The following is an 18,012-nucleotide window of genomic DNA, read 5'->3' as shown; positions in this document are numbered from 1 at the left end:
TCGGTGAGTACCGGTTGCCGCTGTCGTCGCGGAAGAGCGCCTCATCGCGGAACAGCGCCTCGTCGCGGTGGAGACGGCGGTGACCGGCAGGGCCTCTCGGCGTGGACGACGGGCAGGGTTCGGAGCCGCCGCGAGGGGTGCGGGGAACCGCGCGAAACGGCCCCCGCCGGCCCGCAGGACCGGACACCGTGCCCGTCGGCTCACCACCGGTCGCACCGGGCGGACGGCATCGGCGCGGGCGCAGGAAAAGCGCAGGCCCCCCGGGGCGGACACCGCCGGGGGGCCTGCGCTCACAGCGGCGCGGTCAGACGGCCTCGACCAGGGGCGGCTGCGTCGCGGCCGCATCGTCGGTCGGCTCGCCGTCCTTCTTCGGTCCCGCTCCCTTGAGCGGGACCTCCTTGACGAACACCGCCGCCACCAGCGCGGTCACCGCCACCACGGCCCCCAGCAGGAACGCCGAGTGGGTGCCGGCCGACACCGCGTGCTGGTAGGCCTCCCGGGCCGCGACGGGGAGCTTGGCCAGGCTGGCCGCGTCCAGTTGCGCCGACTGCTCGGTGATCTTCGAACCCAGCGCGCCGGCCCGCTCGGACATGACGTCCTGGACACGGTTGTTGAACAGCGCGCCCATGATCGCGACACCGAAGGAGGAGCCGAGCGTACGGAAGAGGGTGGTGGACGAGGACGCGACGCCCATGTCCTTCATCTCGACGCTGTTCTGCGCGACCAGCATCGTGATCTGCATCAGGCAGCCCATGCCGAGACCGACGACGGCCATGAACACACCGGAGGTGAGGCGGCTGGTCCCGGTGTCCATGGTGGACAGCAGGTACAGGCCGATGACCATCGCAACGCTGCCGACCAGCGGGAAGATCTTGTACTTGCCGCTGCTCGTGGTCACCCGGCCCGCCACCATCGAGGTGACCAGCATGGCGCCGAGCATCGGCAGGAGCAGCAGACCGGAGTTGGTCGCGGAGGCGCCCTGCACCGACTGCTGGTACAGCGGCAGGAAGAGGGTGGCGCCGAACATCACGAAGCCGGTGACGAAACCGATGATCGACATCAGCGTGAAGTTGCGGCTGCGGAAGATGTGCAGCGGCACGATCGGCTCGGCGGCCCTGGTCTGCCAGAACACGAACCCGATGAGCGAGGCGACACCGATCCCGATGAGCTCCATGATCCGCGCGGACGACCAGGCGTACTCCGAGCCGCCCCAGGTGGTGACGAGGACGATCGAGGTGATGCCGACGGTCAGCAGGGTGGCGCCCAGATAGTCGATCCGCGACTGCGAGCGCTTCTTCGGCAGGTGCAGAACGGCGCTGATGAGGGCCAGCGACACCACGCCGAGCGGCAGGTTGATGTAGAAGGACCAGCGCCAGCCCCAGTTGTCGGTGATGGTGCCGCCGACCAGCGGGCCACCGATCATCGCGAGCGCCATGACGCCGGCCATCATGCCCTGGTACTTGCCGCGCTCCCGCGGCGGGATGAGGTCACCGATGATCGCCATGACGCCGACCATCAGACCACCGGCGCCGAGGCCCTGGATCGCGCGGAAGCCGATCAGTTCGCCCATGTTCTGGGCCATGCCGCTCAGTGCGGAGCCGATCAGGAAGATCACGATCGACGTCATGAAGGCGCCCTTGCGCCCGTACATGTCGCCGATCTTGCCCCAGATCGGGGTGGAGGCCGCGGTCGCGAGGGTGTACGCGGTCACGACCCACGACAGGTGCTCGAGCCCGCCGAGTTCGCCGACGATCGTCGGCATCGCCGTGCCCACGATCATGTTGTCGAGCATCGCGAGCATCATCGTGATCATCAGTGCGAGCAGGACGACCCGCACGCTCCTCGGTGGTTTCTCCGCCTCGGTCTCGACTGTCTTCGTGTCCGCCATGATTGCCACTCCCCTGGGCTTCCCCCCGGTCGGCCACTTACTTGCCGCCCGGCTAGTTCACTACACTGGGAAGGTAGACCTGCAACTAGCCGGGCGTCAAGTAAGTTTCCGGGATCTAACTAGCCGGACGGCAAGTAAGTTTTCCGGAGACAAGAGGACCACGAGAATGGACGTCACCATGGACGGCACGAAGCAGCAGCGGCGCGGCAACACCCGCCAGCGCATCCAGGACGTCGCACTCGAACTCTTCGCGGAGCAGGGCTACGAGAAGACCTCCCTCCGCGAGATCGCGGAGCGTCTGGAGGTCACCAAGGCGGCCCTGTACTACCACTTCAAGACCAAGGAAGAGATCATCGTCGGCATCTTCACGGATCTGACGAAGCCGATCGAGGACCTGATCGAGTGGGGCAGGAGCCAGCCGCACACCCTGGACACGAAGCAGGAACTCGTACGGCGCTACAGCCAGGCCCTCTCCGAGGCGACCCCGCTCTTCCGTTTCATGCAGGAGAACCAGGCGACCGTGCGGGAACTCCAGATCGGCGACTCGTTCAAGGACCGCATGCGGGCTCTGCGCGACATCATCATCGACCCGGACGCCCCCCTCTCCGACCAGGTCCGCTGCGTGAGCGCCATCTTCACGCTGCACGCCGGCATGTTCTTCCTGCAGGACCTCGAAGGCGACCCCGAGGACAAGCGCGCAGCCGTCCTCGAGGTCGCCATCGATCTGGTGACGCAGGCGCACCAGGGCGCCTGATCACCCGGGGGTCAGACCGTCACACCCTTGCCGCGCAGGAAGGTGACCGGGTTGATCGCGGAACCGTAGTTCGCGGTCGTACGGATCTCGAAGTGCAGGTGGGGACCGCTGGAGTTGCCGGTGTTGCCGGACAGGGCGATCTTCTGGCCCGTCTTGACGATCTGGCCGACCTTCACGTGGATGCTCGAGAGGTGGGCGTACTGCGAGTAGACGCCGTTGGCGTGCTTGATCACGACGGCGTTGCCGTAGGCGGGGCCGTCACCGGCGCCGTTGCCGCCGGCCTTGACGACGGTGCCGCCGTGCGCGGCCATGACCTTGGTGCCGCTCGGCACGGCGAAGTCCTGACCGCTGTGGGTGGACTGCCACATCGCACCGGCCTGGGCGTAGCCGGCGGACAGCGTGTACTTCTTCACCGGGTCGATCCAGGAGGCGGCCGAGGCGGCCGTCTTGGCCGCGGCGGGCGCGGCGGCGGGCGCGGCGGCTGACGCCACTCCGCTCCCCAGCACGACCGAGGCGCCCAGGGCGGCGGCGCCGACGGCCACACGAGTGCGGAGCTGGGACGTACGGGAAGAACGGAACGTGACGCGCTGGAACATCGAAGACCTCATGGGGACGGGGACAGAAGAAACCACCCGGCGTGAACCTCCGCCGAAGTGGCCATCCCTTGGTAACCCCGAGGCCCACAGACCCCCAAACGTGTGATCTACGACGGAACCTAGTACTTCACCCCAAAACTTCCCACTTATTGACAGAACCACCTTTACGGACACATGCGACATTCGCCCACGCTGGAGGCTTGGAAGGGGATCGAGACCTCGGCGCGGTTCGTCCTTTTTAGTCCGATTTGGGTTACGACTAAGCGGCCTAGTAGGGTCCAGATCGCCTGTGCGCCATGTCACCGGCCGCCCCCTGCAAGGGACTTCGCAATGTGACGGCGACTACTCCCTTGCCCCGCAGGGCACTTGTGACCCCGCTCACGTCGCGTGCACGGGTCTGTGACGGGGCTCTCGTCGGCCTCTACCGTCCAGTAACCCGCTGGTTCCCCTCAGGCCACCCCCAGCGATCAGCATGCTCACGACACCGGCAGCGCAAGGACGCGAGAGGACCCCACACATGACCAGAGGCAGCTGGACGCGCCGCATCGCCATGACCGCCGTGGCGACGGCAGCCGTCACGGCGATGGCCGTTCCGGTCGGCGCCCAGGCCGCGACGGCCACCGGCACCTCCACCTCCACCGTCGCCACCGCGGCCACCGCGGCCGCCACCGAGGACGTCGACTACGCCACCTGGCAGCAGGACTGCCAGGCCGTGGCCGACCAGGCACTGCCGGCGCTGAAGCAGCGGATCGCCGCCACCAAGCCGGGTGAGAAGCAGGCGATCGTCTTCGACATCGACAACACCACCCTGGAGACCGACTTCGGCTTCAGCTACCCCCAGCCGGCCAACAAGCCGGTTCTCGACGTGGCCAAGTACGCCCAGGAGCACGGCGTCGCCCTGTTCTTCGTCACCGCCCGCCCGGGCATCATCTCCGGGGTGACCGACTACAACCTCAAGTACGACGGCTACAAGGTCTCCGGCCTCTACGTGCGCGGCTTCCTCGACCTCTTCAAGGACGTCGCCGCCTACAAGACCGCCCAGCGTGTCGCCATCGAGGCGAAGGGCTACACGATCATCGCGAACATCGGCAACAGCGCCACCGACCTCTCGGGCGGCCACGCCGAGACGACGTACAAGCTGCCGGACTACGACGGCCAGCTGTCGTAGGCATCCGCGCATGCGAAAGGGGCCGGTGCTGTGAAGCACCGGCCCCTCTCTGCGCTCATCCCCCGGAGGGTCAGGCGTCCTTGCTCAGGTTCGGTCCGGCGCCGCCGGCCGCCTGCTCGATCGGCGGGACGTCGGGCAGAGCCGACTTCTCCTCGCCGCGGAAGGTGAAGGTCTTGGTCTCACCCTCACCCTCGGTGTCCACGACCACGATGTGACCGGGGCGCAGCTCGCCGAAGAGGATCTTCTCCGACAGCGTGTCCTCGATCTCGCGCTGGATCGTGCGACGCAGCGGACGCGCGCCCAGCACCGGGTCGTAACCCTTCTTGGACAGCAGCTCCTTGGCGGACTGGGAGAGCTCGATGCCCATGTCCCGGTCCTTCAGGCGCTCGTCGACCTTGCCGATCATCAGGTCGACGATCCGCAGGATGTCCTCCTGCGTCAGCTGCGGGAAGACGACGACGTCGTCGACGCGGTTGAGGAACTCGGGGCGGAAGTGCTGCTTGAGCTCGTCCGAGACCTTGTTCTTCATGCGCTCGTAGTTCGACTTCTTGTCGCCCGAGGCCGCGAAGCCCAGGTTGAAGCCCTTGGAGATGTCCCGCGTGCCGAGGTTGGTCGTCATGATGATGACCGTGTTCTTGAAGTCCACGACCCGGCCCTGGGAGTCGGTCAGACGACCGTCCTCCAGGATCTGGAGCAGCGAGTTGAAGATGTCCGGGTGGGCCTTCTCGACCTCGTCGAAGAGGACGACGGAGAACGGCTTGCGGCGGACCTTCTCGGTCAGCTGGCCGCCCTCTTCGTAGCCCACGTATCCGGGGGGCGAACCGAAGAGCCGCGACACCGTGTGCTTCTCGCTGAACTCCGACATGTCGAGGGAGATCAGCGCGTCCTCGTCGCCGAAGAGGAACTCGGCGAGCGCCTTGGACAGCTCGGTCTTACCGACACCGGACGGACCGGCGAAGATGAACGAACCACCGGGACGCTTCGGGTCCTTGAGGCCCGCACGCGTACGACGGATCGCCTTCGACAGCGCCTTGACGGCGTCGACCTGGCCGATGACCCGCTTGTGGAGCTCGTCCTCCATGCGCAGCAGGCGGCTCGACTCCTCCTCGGTCAGCTTGAAGACCGGGATGCCGGTGGCGGTCGCGAGGACCTCGGCGATCAGCTCGCCGTCGACCTCGGCGACGACGTCCATGTCGCCGGCCTTCCACTCCTTCTCCCGCTTGGCCTTGGCGGCCAGGAGCTGCTTCTCCTTGTCGCGGAGGGAGGCGGCCTTCTCGAAGTCCTGCGAGTCGATCGCGGACTCCTTGTCGCGGCGGACGCCGGCGATCTTCTCGTCGAACTCGCGCAGGTCCGGCGGCGCGGTCATCCGGCGGATGCGCATCCGGGAACCGGCCTCGTCGATCAGGTCGATCGCCTTGTCCGGCAGGAAGCGGTCCGAGATGTACCGGTCGGCCAGGGTGGCGGCCTGGACCAGCGCCTCGTCGGTGATCGAGACACGGTGGTGCGCCTCGTACCGGTCACGCAGACCCTTGAGGATCTCGATCGTGTGCGGCAGGGACGGCTCCGCGACCTGGATGGGCTGGAAGCGGCGCTCGAGGGCCGCGTCCTTCTCCAGGTGCTTGCGGTACTCGTCCAGTGTGGTCGCGCCGATGGTCTGGAGCTCACCGCGGGCCAGCATCGGCTTCAGGATCGAAGCGGCGTCGATGGCGCCTTCGGCGGCACCCGCACCGACCAGCGTGTGCAGCTCGTCGATGAACAGGATGATGTCGCCGCGGGTGCGGATCTCCTTGAGGACCTTCTTCAGGCGCTCCTCGAAGTCACCGCGGTAGCGGGAACCGGCGACCAGGGCACCGAGGTCCAGGGTGTAGAGGTGCTTGTCCTTGAGGGTCTCGGGCACCTCGCCCTTGACGATGGCCTGGGCGAGGCCTTCGACGACGGCGGTCTTGCCGACGCCGGGCTCACCGATCAGCACCGGGTTGTTCTTGGTGCGGCGGGACAGCACCTGCATGACCCGCTCGATCTCCTTCTCGCGCCCGATGACCGGGTCGAGCTTGGACTCACGAGCGGCCTGGGTGAGGTTCCGGCCGAACTGGTCGAGGACCAGGGACGTGGAGGGAGTGCCCTCGGCAGGACCGCCGCTGGCGCCGGCGGTCTCCTTGCCCTGGTAACCGGAGAGCAGCTGGATGACCTGCTGCCGCACCCGGTTGAGATCTGCGCCCAGCTTGACGAGGACCTGGGCGGCGACGCCCTCACCCTCGCGGATCAGGCCGAGCAGGATGTGCTCCGTGCCGATGTAGTTGTGTCCCAGCTGAAGGGCCTCGCGGAGCGACAGCTCCAGGACCTTCTTGGCACGGGGGGTGAAGGGGATGTGCCCGGACGGGGCCTGCTGGCCCTGACCGATGATCTCCTCCACCTGCTGGCGGACCGCCTCGAGCGAAATCCCGAGGCTCTCAAGGGCCTTGGCGGCGACACCCTCACCCTCGTGGATCAGGCCCAGGAGGATGTGCTCGGTGCCGATGTAGTTGTGGTTGAGCATCCGGGCTTCTTCCTGAGCCAGGACGACAACCCGCCGCGCGCGGTCGGTGAACCTCTCGAACATCGTTAATCGCTCCTCAGAGCGGTCAGGCAGTGGGGGGAACTTCCCCTCCCTGTCCTTCCGCAGCTTAGTCCCGCAAGCGGGGACCGCTCATTCCAACTGCCGACACCGTCGATGGCCTCCTGACCCCGAACGCCGACATCTGCTCCAACCCGATGGTGCGAGACGATGTTCCCGCAGGCCAGGCAGTTACCCCAGTCGCCAGTACGCCGATGGCGAACGTGAGACGGCCTTTCCTGCGTGTCGCCCCCTCCCACTAGGGATGTCTTACCCGCTGCAACCGACAGTCCATGCCGTGCGCACCGGTCTCCTCCGCTATGGGCGAACAACCTTGCGTGTCCCGACACCCCCACACGCCCTGTTTGTCGACACAGGAAGCGTCCGTTCAAACACCCAGCGTAACCCGCGGGCCTTTTCGGCGGTTGCAGTTGGCATGGTTGGCTCCGTCCCGCCGGCTGTCTGCTCGGCCGCCGCCGCGATCCTCACGGTCCCCCTCCCCCGACGGCCGCTCGACCCGGACGATCCGGCCGACCGGATCCGCGGCTGGTACGAGAACGAACTGGGGTGGCCGACGGTGCCCGGGGAGCCGGTACGACTTTTGGTCGGCGAGCGCTTCGACGTGCTGGACGTGCCGGCCGAGGCGGGCCTCGCGGCGCTGCGGCGACTCGCGCCGGGCTCGCCGGTGGCCGTGCGGGGCGACCGGATGCGACTGCTGGTGGCCGCGGGCGGCGCGGAGGAGGTGCCGGGGATCCTTCAGTGGCTGGAGTGGGGCGCGCTGCCACTGGACCTGAGGGCGATCGGCGCGGGCGAACTCATCGAGGCGCCCCTGCCACCCGCCGACAGGAGCCAGGGCCGCGATGCGGACCTGAACCGTCCCGGGCCGGTGCAGGGGGCCGCTGTCTGGCTGCGGCCCCCCGTGGCAGGGTGCGAGGCCGAGGCCTCGCTGCCGACGATGTCGGCACTGGGGGGCGTTGGGGGCGCCCCCGATCTCGTACGGCTGCTGGACACGCTGGCGACGCACTGTCACCGTGTCCGACTGCGGCGCGCGAGCGCTCAGCCGTTGGCCTTCTCGTAAGCCTCGCGAATGGACGCGGGAACGCGGCCGCGGTCATTGACCTCGTGACCGTTCTCCTTGGCCCACGCGCGGATCTGGGCGGTGTCCTGGCTGCCACCGGTAGCGGCGCGCGCCTTTCCGCGTCCGCCCGAAGCGCGGCCACCGGTACGACGGCCACCCTTCACGTAGGGCTCGAGAAGTCCACGGAGCTTGTCCGCATTGGTAGTCGTGAGGTCGATCTCGTAGGTCTTGCCGTCCAGCGCGAACGTGACGGTCTCGTCCGCCTCGCCGCCGTCGAGGTCGTCGACAAGAAGGACCTGAACCTTCTGTGCCACCGGATTTCCTTTCATCGAAAACGTGAGGGCCTGGGGTCCGCGGCGTCCGCCGTTTAGCCGCGCCCTGTTATATGCAGTACAGCAGTACGTCGGAAAGCAAACCGCTTTTGCTGGGAAAACACAAACCCCCGGCGAGGACCCACAGCCCGCCCCCAGCCCGGAAACGTGCGCGTTTCGGACATAGGGAACCCGGGCAAGGCGGGTCGGTGTGAATGGACGTCGACGATCACAGATGCAGAAGCATCCGACTGTTGCCCAAGGTGTTCGGTTTCACTCGTTCGAGTCCGAGGAACTCCGCGACGCCCTCGTCATAGGAACGCAGCAGCTCCGCGTACACATCGGTGTCGACCGGCGTCTCACCGATCTCCACGAAGCCGTGCTTGCCGAAGAAGTCGACTTCGAAGGTCAGGCAGAAAACACGTCGAACCCCGAGCCAGCGTGCGGTGTGGAGCAACTTCTCCAACAACTGGTGGCCGATGCCCGCGCCCTTCAGCCCGGGCTTCACCGCGAGAGTGCGGACTTCCGCCAGGTCTTCCCACATCACGTGCAGGGCGCCGCAGCCGACCACCTCGGCGTTGTCGTCGCGTTCGGCGACCCAGAACTCCTGGATGTCCTCGTAAAGCGTCACCGTGGCTTTGTCGAGCAGGATGCCGCCGCGGACGTGGGCGTCAAGGAGACGGCGCACGGCGGAGACATCGCCGGTCCGGGCCCGGCGGACGGTGATGGCTTTAGCGGTGACTTCGGGGTTCTCGGCCGAGGGACTCTCTGCTGACATGTGCGGACGCTATCGCCCGTCGGACTCCGTCGCCGAGTCGGGGTTCTCCCCGGCACTCCCCGTACTCTCCGGACTCCCCGCAGTTGCCGGTTCGGCAGTTTCCGGACCCTGGACCATGCGTACGGCGTCGCGCAGCGCGAGCCGCTGTTCCTCGCTCATCATCCCGAAGAAGGCGACGAGAGCGGCGGCGGGGTTGTCGCTCTGCGCCCAGGCGTCGTTCATCAGGGCCGCCGCGTAGGCGGCCCGGGTCGAGACCGCCTCATATCGATAGGCCCGGCCTTCGGCTTCCCGGCGCACCCAGCCCTTCTGATGGAGATTGTCCAAAACGGTCATCACCGTGGTGTAGGCGATGGACCGTTCCTGCTGAAGGTCTTCCAGGACTTCTCGAACGGTGACCGGGCGGTTCCACTTCCACACCCGCGTCATGACCGCGTCTTCGAGTTCTCCCAATGGGCGAGGCACAGTTCAGAACAATAGTGGGAGATCTCGCCAATCGCGTGCCGGACGTGCGCTTTCATCGGCAAACGGGAGCAAAAAGGGCGTGCGGCTCCGAAAGGAGCCGCACGCCCCGGGCGGTGCGGAAGCGTCGCGGGTCGGTCAGGCGTCGTGGCCCGCGGAGGCCTGACGGGCGCCGTCCGCGCGCGCGAGGACGGCGTCGACCGCCGCGTCCTCCTTGGCCTTGTTGGCTCCGCCCTGGGTCTTCACGATCACCCTGATCACACCGATGAAGAACACGGCCATGACGACGGGAGGCACGAGCGCGGAGACATAGTCCATGGATCCAGGGTAGCCAGGGCGGAACGGGACATCGGGGCGGGGTCGCCCGTGTCAGCCGGCCGCCAGCCGCTGCTGTCCCGGGTCGGCGGGCGGCGGGGCCGGTCTGCGGCGCGGGAAGACCTCGCCCGGCGTGGGAACGGGCCGCCGGGCGGGCTCGGGGGCGGGCTCGACGGGAACCGGGCCGGGGCCGGGTGCGGCCGGCTTCCCGGCGGGTTTCCTGCGCGGCTCCTCGCCGGGGCGCTCGCCGGGATCACCGGCGGCGACGGACGCGAGGGCGTACCCGTCCCCGGAAAGGCCTCCGGGAAGGGCCAGAAGCCGGGTACGGGACGCCGGGACGGTGGGGGCGGCCTCCGGGACCCTGCGGGCCGCCCGACGGGCCAGACGGGCGCGCACGTCCCGTTCGGCGAGCACTTGGCAGCGGCCCAGGAGGGCGGCGGCCGTGGGGTTGCCGCGCAGGGCGCGCAGGGCGGCGAGGTCGTCGGGCTCGGGCCGGTATCCGGTCGGCAGTACCTCCTCAAGGAGCGCGAGGTAGCCGGCGGCGGTGCCGGGGAGGGCGGCGCGGTACCGGGCGAGGTCGGCCACCAGGAAGGCCCGCAGTCGGGCGGCCTCGCGCGTCGCCTCGTCGAGGGACTCGGCGAGGCGATGGCAGTCCTGGATGTCCTCGGCGGAGACGGGGCCGGGGTGAAGGGCGAGGGCAAGGGCGCGGCGGAGCACACGCAGCTCCTCCGTGCCGAACGCCATGCCGCCGCGAGATCCGTAGGGCGTGGGCATGCCGCGACGATACGCGCTAATCAGACAAATTCGACATAGGGGACAGGCGTGGCGCGTCGGTGATCCGCCCTGGTGGCCCCGCCTGCCGGATCGCCCGTCTCCGCCCGACGCCACCGCCCGCGCGCCCGCCTGCGCCCGTCCCGTCCGTCTTGGGTGACCCGCCCTCGCGGGCCCGCGGCAGCGTTCGCGCTCACATGCGGGACACGTTCCGCTCGTACACCAGGCGCAGCCCGATCAGCGTCAGCCACGGCTCGTGCTCGTCGATCACGGAGGACTCGCCGAGCACCGTCGGTGCCAGCCCGCCCGTCGCGATCACGGTGACCTCGTCCGGGTCGTCCGCCAGCTCGCGGGCCATCCGGGTCACCACGCCGTCGACCTGGCCGGCGAACCCGTAGACGATCCCGGACTGCATCGCCTCGACCGTGTTCTTGCCGATCACGCTCCGCGGCCGGGCCACCTCGATCTTGCGCAGCTGCGCGGCCTTGACGCCCAGCGCCTCGACGGAGATCTCGATGCCGGGGGCGATCACCCCGCCGACGTACTCCCCGCGCGCGCTGACCGCGTCGAACGTCGTCGCCGTGCCGAAGTCGACGACGATCGCCGGGCCGCCGTAGAGCTCGTTCGCCGCCACCGCGTTGATGATCCGGTCGGCGCCGACCTCCTTGGGGTTGTCGAAGAGGATCGGCACCCCCGTCTTCACACCGGGTTCGACCAGCACGGCGGGCACGTCGCCGTAGTAGCGGCGGGTCACCTCGCGCAGTTCGTGCAGCACGGAGGGGACGGTCGCGCAGATCGCGATCCCGTCGATGCCGTCGCCGAGTTCCTCTCCGAGCAGCGGGTGCGTTCCCATCAGGCCCTGCAGGAGCACGGCCAGTTCGTCCGCGGTGCGGCGGGCGTCGGTGGAGATCCGCCAGTGCTCGACGATGTCCTCACCGTCGAACAGGCCGAGCACGGTGTGCGTGTTGCCCACGTCGATCGTCAGCAGCATGGCCGGTCCCCGTTCCCTACTCAGCCGCTCGCAGATCCAGACCGATGTCCAGGATCGGCGAGGAGTGCGTCAGAGCACCGACGGCGAGGAAGTCGACGCCGGTGTCGGCGTACGCCTTGGCGTTGACCAGGGTCAGCCGGCCCGACGCCTCCAGCAGGGCGCGCCCGCCGACGACACCGACGGCCTCCGCGCACTCCCCGGGCGTGAAGTTGTCCAGCAGGATCAGGTCGGCGCCGGCGTCGACCACCTCCCGCAGCTGGTGCAGGGTGTCGACCTCGACCTCGATCGCGACGTCCGGGAACGCCTCCCGAACGGCCTCGAAGGCCTGGGCGACGCCGCCCGCGGCGACCACGTGGTTGTCCTTGACCAGCGCCGCGTCGGACAGCGACATGCGGTGGTTGACGCCTCCGCCGCAGCGGACGGCGAACTTCTCCAGGGAGCGCAGACCCGGCGTCGTCTTGCGGGTGTCCCGCACGCGCGCCTTGGTGCCCTCCAGGACGTCCGCCCACGCGCGCGTGGCGGTCGCGATCCCGGACAGCCGGCACAGCAGGTTGAGCGCGCTGCGCTCGGCGGTGAGAAGGTCACGCGTGCGCGTGGTGACGGACAGCAGCTTCTGGCCGGCCTCCACGCGGTCGCCGTCCTCCACGTGCCGCTCGACCTCGAACTCGTCCGTGCAGACGACCGAGACGACCGCCTCGGCGATCCGGAGGCCCGCCACCACGCCCGCCTCGCGCGCGGTGAAGTCGGCGGTGGCGACCGCCTCCTCGGGAATGGTCGCGACGGTGGTCACGTCCACGCCGTGCGCCAGATCCTCCTGGATGGCGACGTTGGCGATGTCCTCGACCTCCAGGGGGTCGAGTCCGGCATCGGACAGCAGCTGGGCGAGCGCGGGGTCGAGCCCGCACTCCGCGTATTCGGCGTATCCGTCGCCGGCGAAATCGGTGTCTGCGTCGGCGCCACAGGCACAGCCGTCGCCGCAGCCGCCGCTCTGGGCGAGGGGAAGGTCGGGGGTGCTCACGTCTGTCACTGCTCCTGGAGGTGCTGCCGGGTCGGGGGGAAGTCTGCGGTATCGGTGGTGTGTACGGCGAGCGTGCGGTCCGGATTCAGCCGGACGACGATGTGACGGCGCCAGTTCGCGTCGTCGCGGTCGGCATGGTCCTCACGCCAGTGGCAGCCGCGGGTCTCCTCTCGCTGCCGGGCGGCGGCGACCAGGACCCGCGCCACGCACAGGAGGTTGGTGGCCTCCCAGGTGTCGACGCCGGGCTCGGCCGTCTTGCCGTTCTCGTCAAGGGCGTCGCGGGCCTCGGCGTGCAGCCGGACCAGCTGGTCGGCCGCCCTCTCCAGGGACTCGGCCGAGCGCAGGACGCCCGCGCCGTCCGTCATGATCCGCTGGATGGCGAACCGGGCCTCCGGGGCGAGCAGCGGGTGCGCCGGCTTCTCCGGGCGCTCGACCGGCGCGGGCACCCGCGTGCGCGGGTCGTCGTCCGTCCGGCTCCCGACGATGTCGGTGACGATGCGCTCGGCGTAGACGAGGCCTTCCAGGAGCGAGTTCGACGCGAGCCGGTTCGCGCCGTGCACGCCGGTGCAGGCGACCTCGCCGCACGCGTACAGGCCCGGCACGGTCGTCCGGCCGTGGGAGTCGGTCCGCACGCCTCCGGAGGCGTAGTGGGCGGCCGGGGCGACCGGGACGGGCTCGGTGACCGGGTCGATGCCGTGGGCGCGGCAGGCGGCCAGGATCGTCGGGAAGCGGTGCTCCCACATGTCGGCGCCGAAGTGACGGGCGTCGAGGAACATGTGCTCGGCGTCCTGCTCCTGCATGCGGCGCATGATGCCCTTGGCGACGATGTCGCGGGGCGCCAGCTCGGCCAGCTCGTGCTGCCCGACCATGAAGCGCACGCCGTCCGCGTCGACCAGGTGGGCGCCCTCGCCGCGGACGGCCTCGGAGACGAGGGGCTGCTGGCCCTCGGCGTCCGCGCCGAGGAACAGCACGGTCGGGTGGAACTGGACGAACTCCAGGTCGGAGACCTCCGCGCCCGCGCGCAGGGCGAGCGCCACGCCGTCTCCGGTGGACACCGACGGGTTGGTGGTGGCGGAGAACACCTGGCCCATGCCGCCGGTGGCCAGGACCACCGCGGGGGCGTGCACGGCGCCCACGCCGTCGTGCTGGCCCTCGCCCATGACGTGCAGGGTGACGCCGGCGGTACGGCCGTCGGCGTCCATGAGCAGATCCAGCACCAGCGCGTTCTCGATCGTGCGCAGGCCCCGCGCGCGTACCGCCTCGACGAGCGCGCGGGAGATCTCCGCGCCGGTCGCGTCGCCGCCCGCGTGCGCGATGCGGCGTCGGTGGTGGCCGCCCTCGCGGGTGAGCTCCAGGCCGCCCTCCTCCGACTCGTCGAAGTGGGCGCCCGTCTCGATCAGCCGGCGCACGGCGTCGGGGCCCTCGGTGACGAGGATCCGCACGGCGCCCTCGTCGCACAGGCCCACGCCCGCCACCAGCGTGTCGTCCAGGTGCTGTTCGGGTGTGTCCCCCTCGCCCAGGGCCGCGGCTATGCCGCCCTGCGCCCAGCGGGTGGAACCGTCGTCGAGCTGGGCCTTGGTGACGACGACCGTCGTCAGGCCGGCGGCCTCGCAGCGCAGGGCCGCGGTCAGGCCGGCGACGCCGGAGCCCACGACCACCACGTCCGCGGCGATGCTCCACCCGGGCGCGGGTGCGTGCAGTCGTATGCCTGTGCTGCTCACGAGGCGGCTCCGAAGGTGAGGGGGAGGTTGTCGATCAGCCGGGTCGTCCCGACCCTGGCGGCGACGGCGAGGACGGCCTCGCCGGTGAAGTCGTCCTCGAGCTCGGTGATCTCCGTGAAGTCCGAGGGATCGACCAGCGCGAGGTAGTCCAGTTCCAGCGGCGGGTCCAGCCGGGCGGCCTCGTCGAGGACCAGGCGGGCCGCCGCGCGGATGGCCGCCGGGTTGCCGGGGGTGGCCTTGGCGACGGCATGCGCGTCGGCCGCCGCGCGGGACTCCCCTATGGCGCTCAGTGCCTCGGCGCGCGCGCGTGTGGCGGGCACCTGACGCGCGCGTGCCCGCAGCGCCTCCTGCGCGACATGCCGGTCGCGGCCCGCGAACAGGGCCTGGGAGAGCGCCAGCGCGGTGCGCCGGCCCGCGGCGGACAGGTAGCGGTTGCGGCTGGACAGGGCCAGCCCGTCCTCCTCGCGCACGGTGGGCACGGCGACGATCTCCACGCCGAAGTTCAGGTCCCGCGTCATACGGCGGATCAGGGCGAGCTGCTGGGCGTCCTTCTGCCCGAACAGGGCGATGTCGGGCCGGGTGAGGTGCAGCAGCTTGGCTACGACGGTGAGCATGCCGTCGAAGTGTCCGGGGCGGGAGCTGCCCTCCAGCCGCTCCCCCATGGGTCCCGCGGTGATGCGGACCTGGGGCTCGCCGCCCGGGTAGACCTCGTCCACGGACGGGGCGAACACGACGTCCGCGCCGGCCTGCTCGGCGAGCTTGAGATCGGCGTCCAGGGTGCGCGGGTAGCGGTCGAGGTCCTCGCCCTGACCGAACTGGAGCGGGTTGACGAAGACCGTGACGACGACCTCGCCGTCCGGCCCGGCGAGATCGCGGGCGGTGCGGACGAGGGTGGCGTGGCCCTCGTGCAGGGCTCCCATGGTCATCACGACGGCCCGGCGGCCGTCACGCGCGCGTGCGTGCAGTTCGGCGGCGGTGCGCAGCAGGGTGGTCATCCGGCATCTCCTTCGGTGCCGTGCGTGCCCGGGGCCCCGGGGCTTCCGGGAGCGCCGTGGGCTTCGTCGGCGAGCACCCCTAGGAGGTCCTCGGCGAGCTCGGGCTTGAGGAGGCCGTGGGCGAGCGCGCGGTCGGCGGTCGCGCGGGCCATCGCCAGATAGCCGGCCACGGTCTGCGGGGCGTGCTCGCGCAGCTCGGCGACGTGCGCGGCGACCGTCCCCGCGTCCCCGCGCGCGACCGGGCCGGTGAGCGCGCCGTCGCCGGAGCGCAGCGCGTTGTCCAGGGCCGCGCCGAGCAGCGGACCGAGCATCCGGTCGGGGGCCTCGACACCCGCCGTCCGCAGCAGCTCCATGGACTGGGCGACCAGCGTGACCAGGTGGTTCGCGCCCAGGGCGAGGGCCGCGTGGTAGAGCGGCCGGTTCTCCTCGGCGATCCACTCCGGCTCGCCGCCCATCTCGATCACCAGGGCCTCGGCGGCCAGCCGCAACTCGTCGGGCGCGGTGACGCCGAAGGAGCAGCCCGCCAGGCGCTGGACGTCGACGGGGCTGCCCGTGAAGGTCATCGCCGGGTGCAGGGCCAGCGGCAGCCCGCCCGCGCGCAGGGCCGGGTCGAGGACCTTGGCGCCGTAGCGCCCCGAGGTGTGCACGATCAGCTGGCCGGGCCGTACGGCGCCGGTCTCGGCGAGCCCTTCCACGAGCCCGGGCAGGGCGTCGTCGGGGACGGTCAGCAGGACCAGGTCGGCGCGCTGGAGGACTTCGGCGGGCGGAAGGAGGGGCACGTCGGGCAGCAGCAGCGCGGCTCGCCGCCTGGAGGCGTCGGAGACGCCGGAGACGGCGACCGGACGGTGCCCGGCGAGCTGGAGGGACGCGGCCAGGGCGGGGCCCACCCGGCCGGCGCCGACGACGCCGACGGCGAGCCGCGCGGGGCGGTCCCTGGGGTCTGGCTGTTGGGTTGTACTCACGCGACGGAGGCCTTCCGTTCCAGTCCGCTCCGGGTACCGGACGATTTCTCGTCATGTTAACGCTATCCGTCCGGGGAGCGTCCGGTTGTCCACAGGCTGTGGGTTATCCCACCCGTTCCCGAGCCGCGGCCCGGAGGGCGTGCGGGGGCCGGAAGGGCCCGTGGCTCCGCGGGCCTTCGCACGGCATCATCCGGTGCATGACGAACACGGCGGATCATGGCGAGGAGAAGTCGGCGCGGCAGCGCCTGCGGGAGCGGCGGGCGGCCGCCTACCGGAATGCGGAACGCGTCCTGTCGCGCGACGGCGCGCGAGGCACCCTGCGGGACCGGCTCGCGCTGCTGCACGAGGCCGCGCCGCAGGTCCACGACCTGGACGAACCCGCGGACCTCTACGGCGACGGGGTCGTGGCGGCGCTGGAGGAGCGGGTCGCCGGGCTGCTGGGCACGGAGGCCGCGGCGTTCTTCCCGACCGGCACGATGGCCCAGCAGGTCGCCCTGCGCTGCTGGGCGGGACGCACGGGCAACCCCACGGTCGCGCTGCACGCGCTGAGCCATCCCGAGGCGTGGGAGCGGGGCGCGTTCGGCGCCGTCAGCGCCCTGCGCACGGTCCGGCTGACACGCGAGCCCCGGCTGCCCACGGCCGAGGAGGTGCGCGCCTTCGAGGAGCCCTTCGGGGCGCTGATGCTGGAGCTGCCGCTCAGGGACGCCGGTTATGTGCTGCCCTCCTGGGAGGAGCTGACCGAGGTCGTGGAGGCGGCCCGCGAGCGCGACGCCGTGGTGCACTTCGACGGCGCGCGCCTGTGGGAGACGACCCATCACTTCGGCCGCCCCCTGCGGGAGATAGCGGACCTGGCCGACAGCGTCTACGTATCGTTCTACAAGTCACTCGACGGCTTCGGCGGCGCCGCGCTCGCCGGACCGAAGACGCTGGTGGACGAGGCGAAGACGTGGCGGCACCGCTACGGCGGAATGGTCTTCCAGCAGTTCCCGACCGCCCTGGCGGCACTCGTCGGCCTGGAGCGGGAACTGCCCCGGCTGCCGGAGTACGTGGCCCACGCGCGCGTGGTGGCCGCCGCGCTGCGCGAGGGGTTCGCCGAAGCGGGCGTGCCGTGGGCACGCGTGCACCCCGAGGTGCCGCACACGCACGAGTTCCAGGTCTGGCTGCCGTACGAGGCCGATGTGCTCGCCGAAGCGGCGGCGCTCCAGGCCGAACAGACGAAGGCGATGCTCTTCGTCGGCGCCTGGAGCCGCGGCGGGCCGGGCCTGTCGTACACCGAGGTCACGGTCAGCTCCGCCGGACTGGCGTGGACGGCGGACGACGTGAGGGCGGCGGTCGTGGACTTCGTGGGCCGGGTGGCCGAGGTGGTCAGCCGGTAGGACGCGGGCGCAGCAGGCGGGCCAGGGCCTGCCGCAGCCGCCGCCGGTGGGCGGGTCGGCCCGCGAGAACCGCGCGGAACTGCTGCTGGTCCCGCAGTTCGCGCATCACCTGCCAGTCGTGGGCGCCGGGCGCGGGCACGACGGGCTCGCCGTGCTGCCGGGCCCGGTAGGCGTCGAGGGCGTACTGCTGCGTGATGCTCATGGCCGATCCCTCTCGGAACGAACGGTGGTCCGGACG

At 70.5% G+C, this 18,012-nt stretch carries 18 protein-coding genes; 4 read left to right on the top strand and 14 right to left on the bottom strand.

Annotation, left to right across the window (positions count from 1 at the left end; translation table 11 throughout):
- Window positions 1–304: 304 nt before the first annotated feature.
- Window positions 305–1,888: an MDR family MFS transporter gene (locus ASD48_RS10940; RefSeq protein WP_057601343.1), complete on the bottom strand. Its 1,584-nt coding sequence runs from the start codon at window positions 1,886–1,888 to the stop codon at window positions 305–307.
- A 166-nt stretch (window positions 1,889–2,054) separates the two neighbouring features.
- Between ASD48_RS10940 and ASD48_RS10935 the strand changes: the two genes are divergently transcribed.
- The gene (locus ASD48_RS10935) at window positions 2,055–2,642 is read left to right on the top strand and encodes a TetR/AcrR family transcriptional regulator (RefSeq protein ID WP_057601341.1); all 588 of its coding nucleotides are present in this window, start codon (window positions 2,055–2,057) and stop codon (window positions 2,640–2,642) included.
- Window positions 2,643–2,653: 11 nt separating this feature from the next.
- On the opposite strand, the gene ASD48_RS10930 is transcribed toward ASD48_RS10935, so the two are convergent.
- Window positions 2,654–3,238 carry a M23 family metallopeptidase gene (locus ASD48_RS10930; protein ID WP_057601339.1) on the bottom strand — a complete coding sequence of 195 codons (585 nt, stop codon included), beginning with the start codon at window positions 3,236–3,238 and terminating at the stop codon, window positions 2,654–2,656.
- A gap of 517 nt (window positions 3,239–3,755) precedes the next feature.
- Between ASD48_RS10930 and ASD48_RS10925 the strand changes: the two genes are divergently transcribed.
- Entirely contained in the window at window positions 3,756–4,406 is a 651-nt protein-coding gene (locus ASD48_RS10925; protein WP_057601337.1) for an HAD family acid phosphatase, read from the top strand.
- Between the two features lie 70 nt (window positions 4,407–4,476).
- Here the strand turns inward: ASD48_RS10925 and ASD48_RS10920 are convergent, their stop codons facing one another.
- A complete protein-coding gene (locus ASD48_RS10920) occupies window positions 4,477–7,005 on the bottom strand; it encodes an ATP-dependent Clp protease ATP-binding subunit (RefSeq protein WP_020132474.1) in 2,529 nt (842 codons plus the stop codon).
- Window positions 7,006–7,435: 430 nt separating this feature from the next.
- On the opposite strand from ASD48_RS10920, the gene ASD48_RS10915 reads away from it, so the two are divergent.
- The gene (locus ASD48_RS10915) at window positions 7,436–8,077 is read left to right on the top strand and encodes an SCO3374 family protein (RefSeq protein ID WP_057601335.1); all 642 of its coding nucleotides are present in this window, start codon (window positions 7,436–7,438) and stop codon (window positions 8,075–8,077) included.
- Here ASD48_RS10915 and ASD48_RS10910 read toward each other — a convergent pair.
- The 10 genes from ASD48_RS10910 to ASD48_RS10865 form a co-directional block, all read right to left on the bottom strand.
- Complete coding sequence (locus ASD48_RS10910; protein ID WP_020132476.1) at window positions 8,056–8,391, bottom strand: Lsr2 family protein; 336 nt, start codon at window positions 8,389–8,391, stop codon at window positions 8,056–8,058. The two genes, ASD48_RS10915 and ASD48_RS10910, sit on opposite strands and share 22 nt — an antisense overlap.
- Window positions 8,392–8,617: 226 nt before the next feature.
- Entirely contained in the window at window positions 8,618–9,166 is a 549-nt protein-coding gene (locus ASD48_RS10905; protein ID WP_020132477.1) for an amino-acid N-acetyltransferase, read from the bottom strand.
- 9 nt (window positions 9,167–9,175) lie between these two features.
- Window positions 9,176–9,616, bottom strand: coding sequence for a BlaI/MecI/CopY family transcriptional regulator (locus tag ASD48_RS10900; protein ID WP_079073711.1), 441 nt, complete (start codon window positions 9,614–9,616; stop codon window positions 9,176–9,178).
- A 147-nt stretch (window positions 9,617–9,763) separates the two neighbouring features.
- Complete coding sequence (locus ASD48_RS10895; protein WP_057601331.1) at window positions 9,764–9,943, bottom strand: hypothetical protein; 180 nt, start codon at window positions 9,941–9,943, stop codon at window positions 9,764–9,766.
- 51 nt (window positions 9,944–9,994) lie between these two features.
- Window positions 9,995–10,684 carry a hypothetical protein gene (locus ASD48_RS10890; protein WP_057601329.1) on the bottom strand — a complete coding sequence of 230 codons (690 nt, stop codon included), beginning with the start codon at window positions 10,682–10,684 and terminating at the stop codon, window positions 9,995–9,997.
- A 220-nt stretch (window positions 10,685–10,904) separates the two neighbouring features.
- Window positions 10,905–11,702: a type III pantothenate kinase gene (locus ASD48_RS10885; RefSeq protein WP_020132481.1), complete on the bottom strand. Its 798-nt coding sequence runs from the start codon at window positions 11,700–11,702 to the stop codon at window positions 10,905–10,907.
- Window positions 11,703–11,718: 16 nt separating this feature from the next.
- Window positions 11,719–12,720 carry a carboxylating nicotinate-nucleotide diphosphorylase gene (nadC, locus tag ASD48_RS10880; protein ID WP_057601327.1) on the bottom strand — a complete coding sequence of 334 codons (1,002 nt, stop codon included), beginning with the start codon at window positions 12,718–12,720 and terminating at the stop codon, window positions 11,719–11,721.
- Between the two features lie 5 nt (window positions 12,721–12,725).
- Window positions 12,726–14,441 (bottom strand): L-aspartate oxidase, encoded by a 1,716-nt coding sequence (locus ASD48_RS10875; protein WP_057601325.1) that lies wholly within the window; start codon window positions 14,439–14,441, stop codon window positions 12,726–12,728.
- Window positions 14,438–15,436, bottom strand: coding sequence for a pantoate--beta-alanine ligase (gene panC, locus ASD48_RS10870; RefSeq protein WP_057601322.1), 999 nt, complete (start codon window positions 15,434–15,436; stop codon window positions 14,438–14,440). Before panC ends, ASD48_RS10875 begins: the two co-directional genes overlap by 4 nt.
- The gene (locus ASD48_RS10865) at window positions 15,433–16,398 is read right to left on the bottom strand and encodes a DUF2520 domain-containing protein (RefSeq protein WP_057601320.1); all 966 of its coding nucleotides are present in this window, start codon (window positions 16,396–16,398) and stop codon (window positions 15,433–15,435) included. Before ASD48_RS10865 ends, panC begins: the two co-directional genes overlap by 4 nt.
- Window positions 16,399–16,595: 197 nt before the next feature.
- Between ASD48_RS10865 and ASD48_RS10860 the strand changes: the two genes are divergently transcribed.
- Window positions 16,596–17,774, top strand: coding sequence for a beta-eliminating lyase-related protein (locus ASD48_RS10860; RefSeq protein WP_057601318.1), 1,179 nt, complete (start codon window positions 16,596–16,598; stop codon window positions 17,772–17,774).
- On the opposite strand, the gene ASD48_RS44710 is transcribed toward ASD48_RS10860, so the two are convergent.
- The gene (locus tag ASD48_RS44710; RefSeq protein ID WP_057601317.1) at window positions 17,764–17,976 is read right to left on the bottom strand and encodes a hypothetical protein; all 213 of its coding nucleotides are present in this window, start codon (window positions 17,974–17,976) and stop codon (window positions 17,764–17,766) included. The genes ASD48_RS10860 and ASD48_RS44710 overlap by 11 nt on opposite strands.
- Window positions 17,977–18,012 lie beyond the last annotated feature (36 nt).

This window comes from Streptomyces sp. Root1310 (assembly GCF_001426425.1).
Taxonomy (GTDB): domain Bacteria; phylum Actinomycetota; class Actinomycetes; order Streptomycetales; family Streptomycetaceae; genus Streptomyces.
This window is presented reverse-complemented; position numbering and strand designations above follow the sequence as displayed.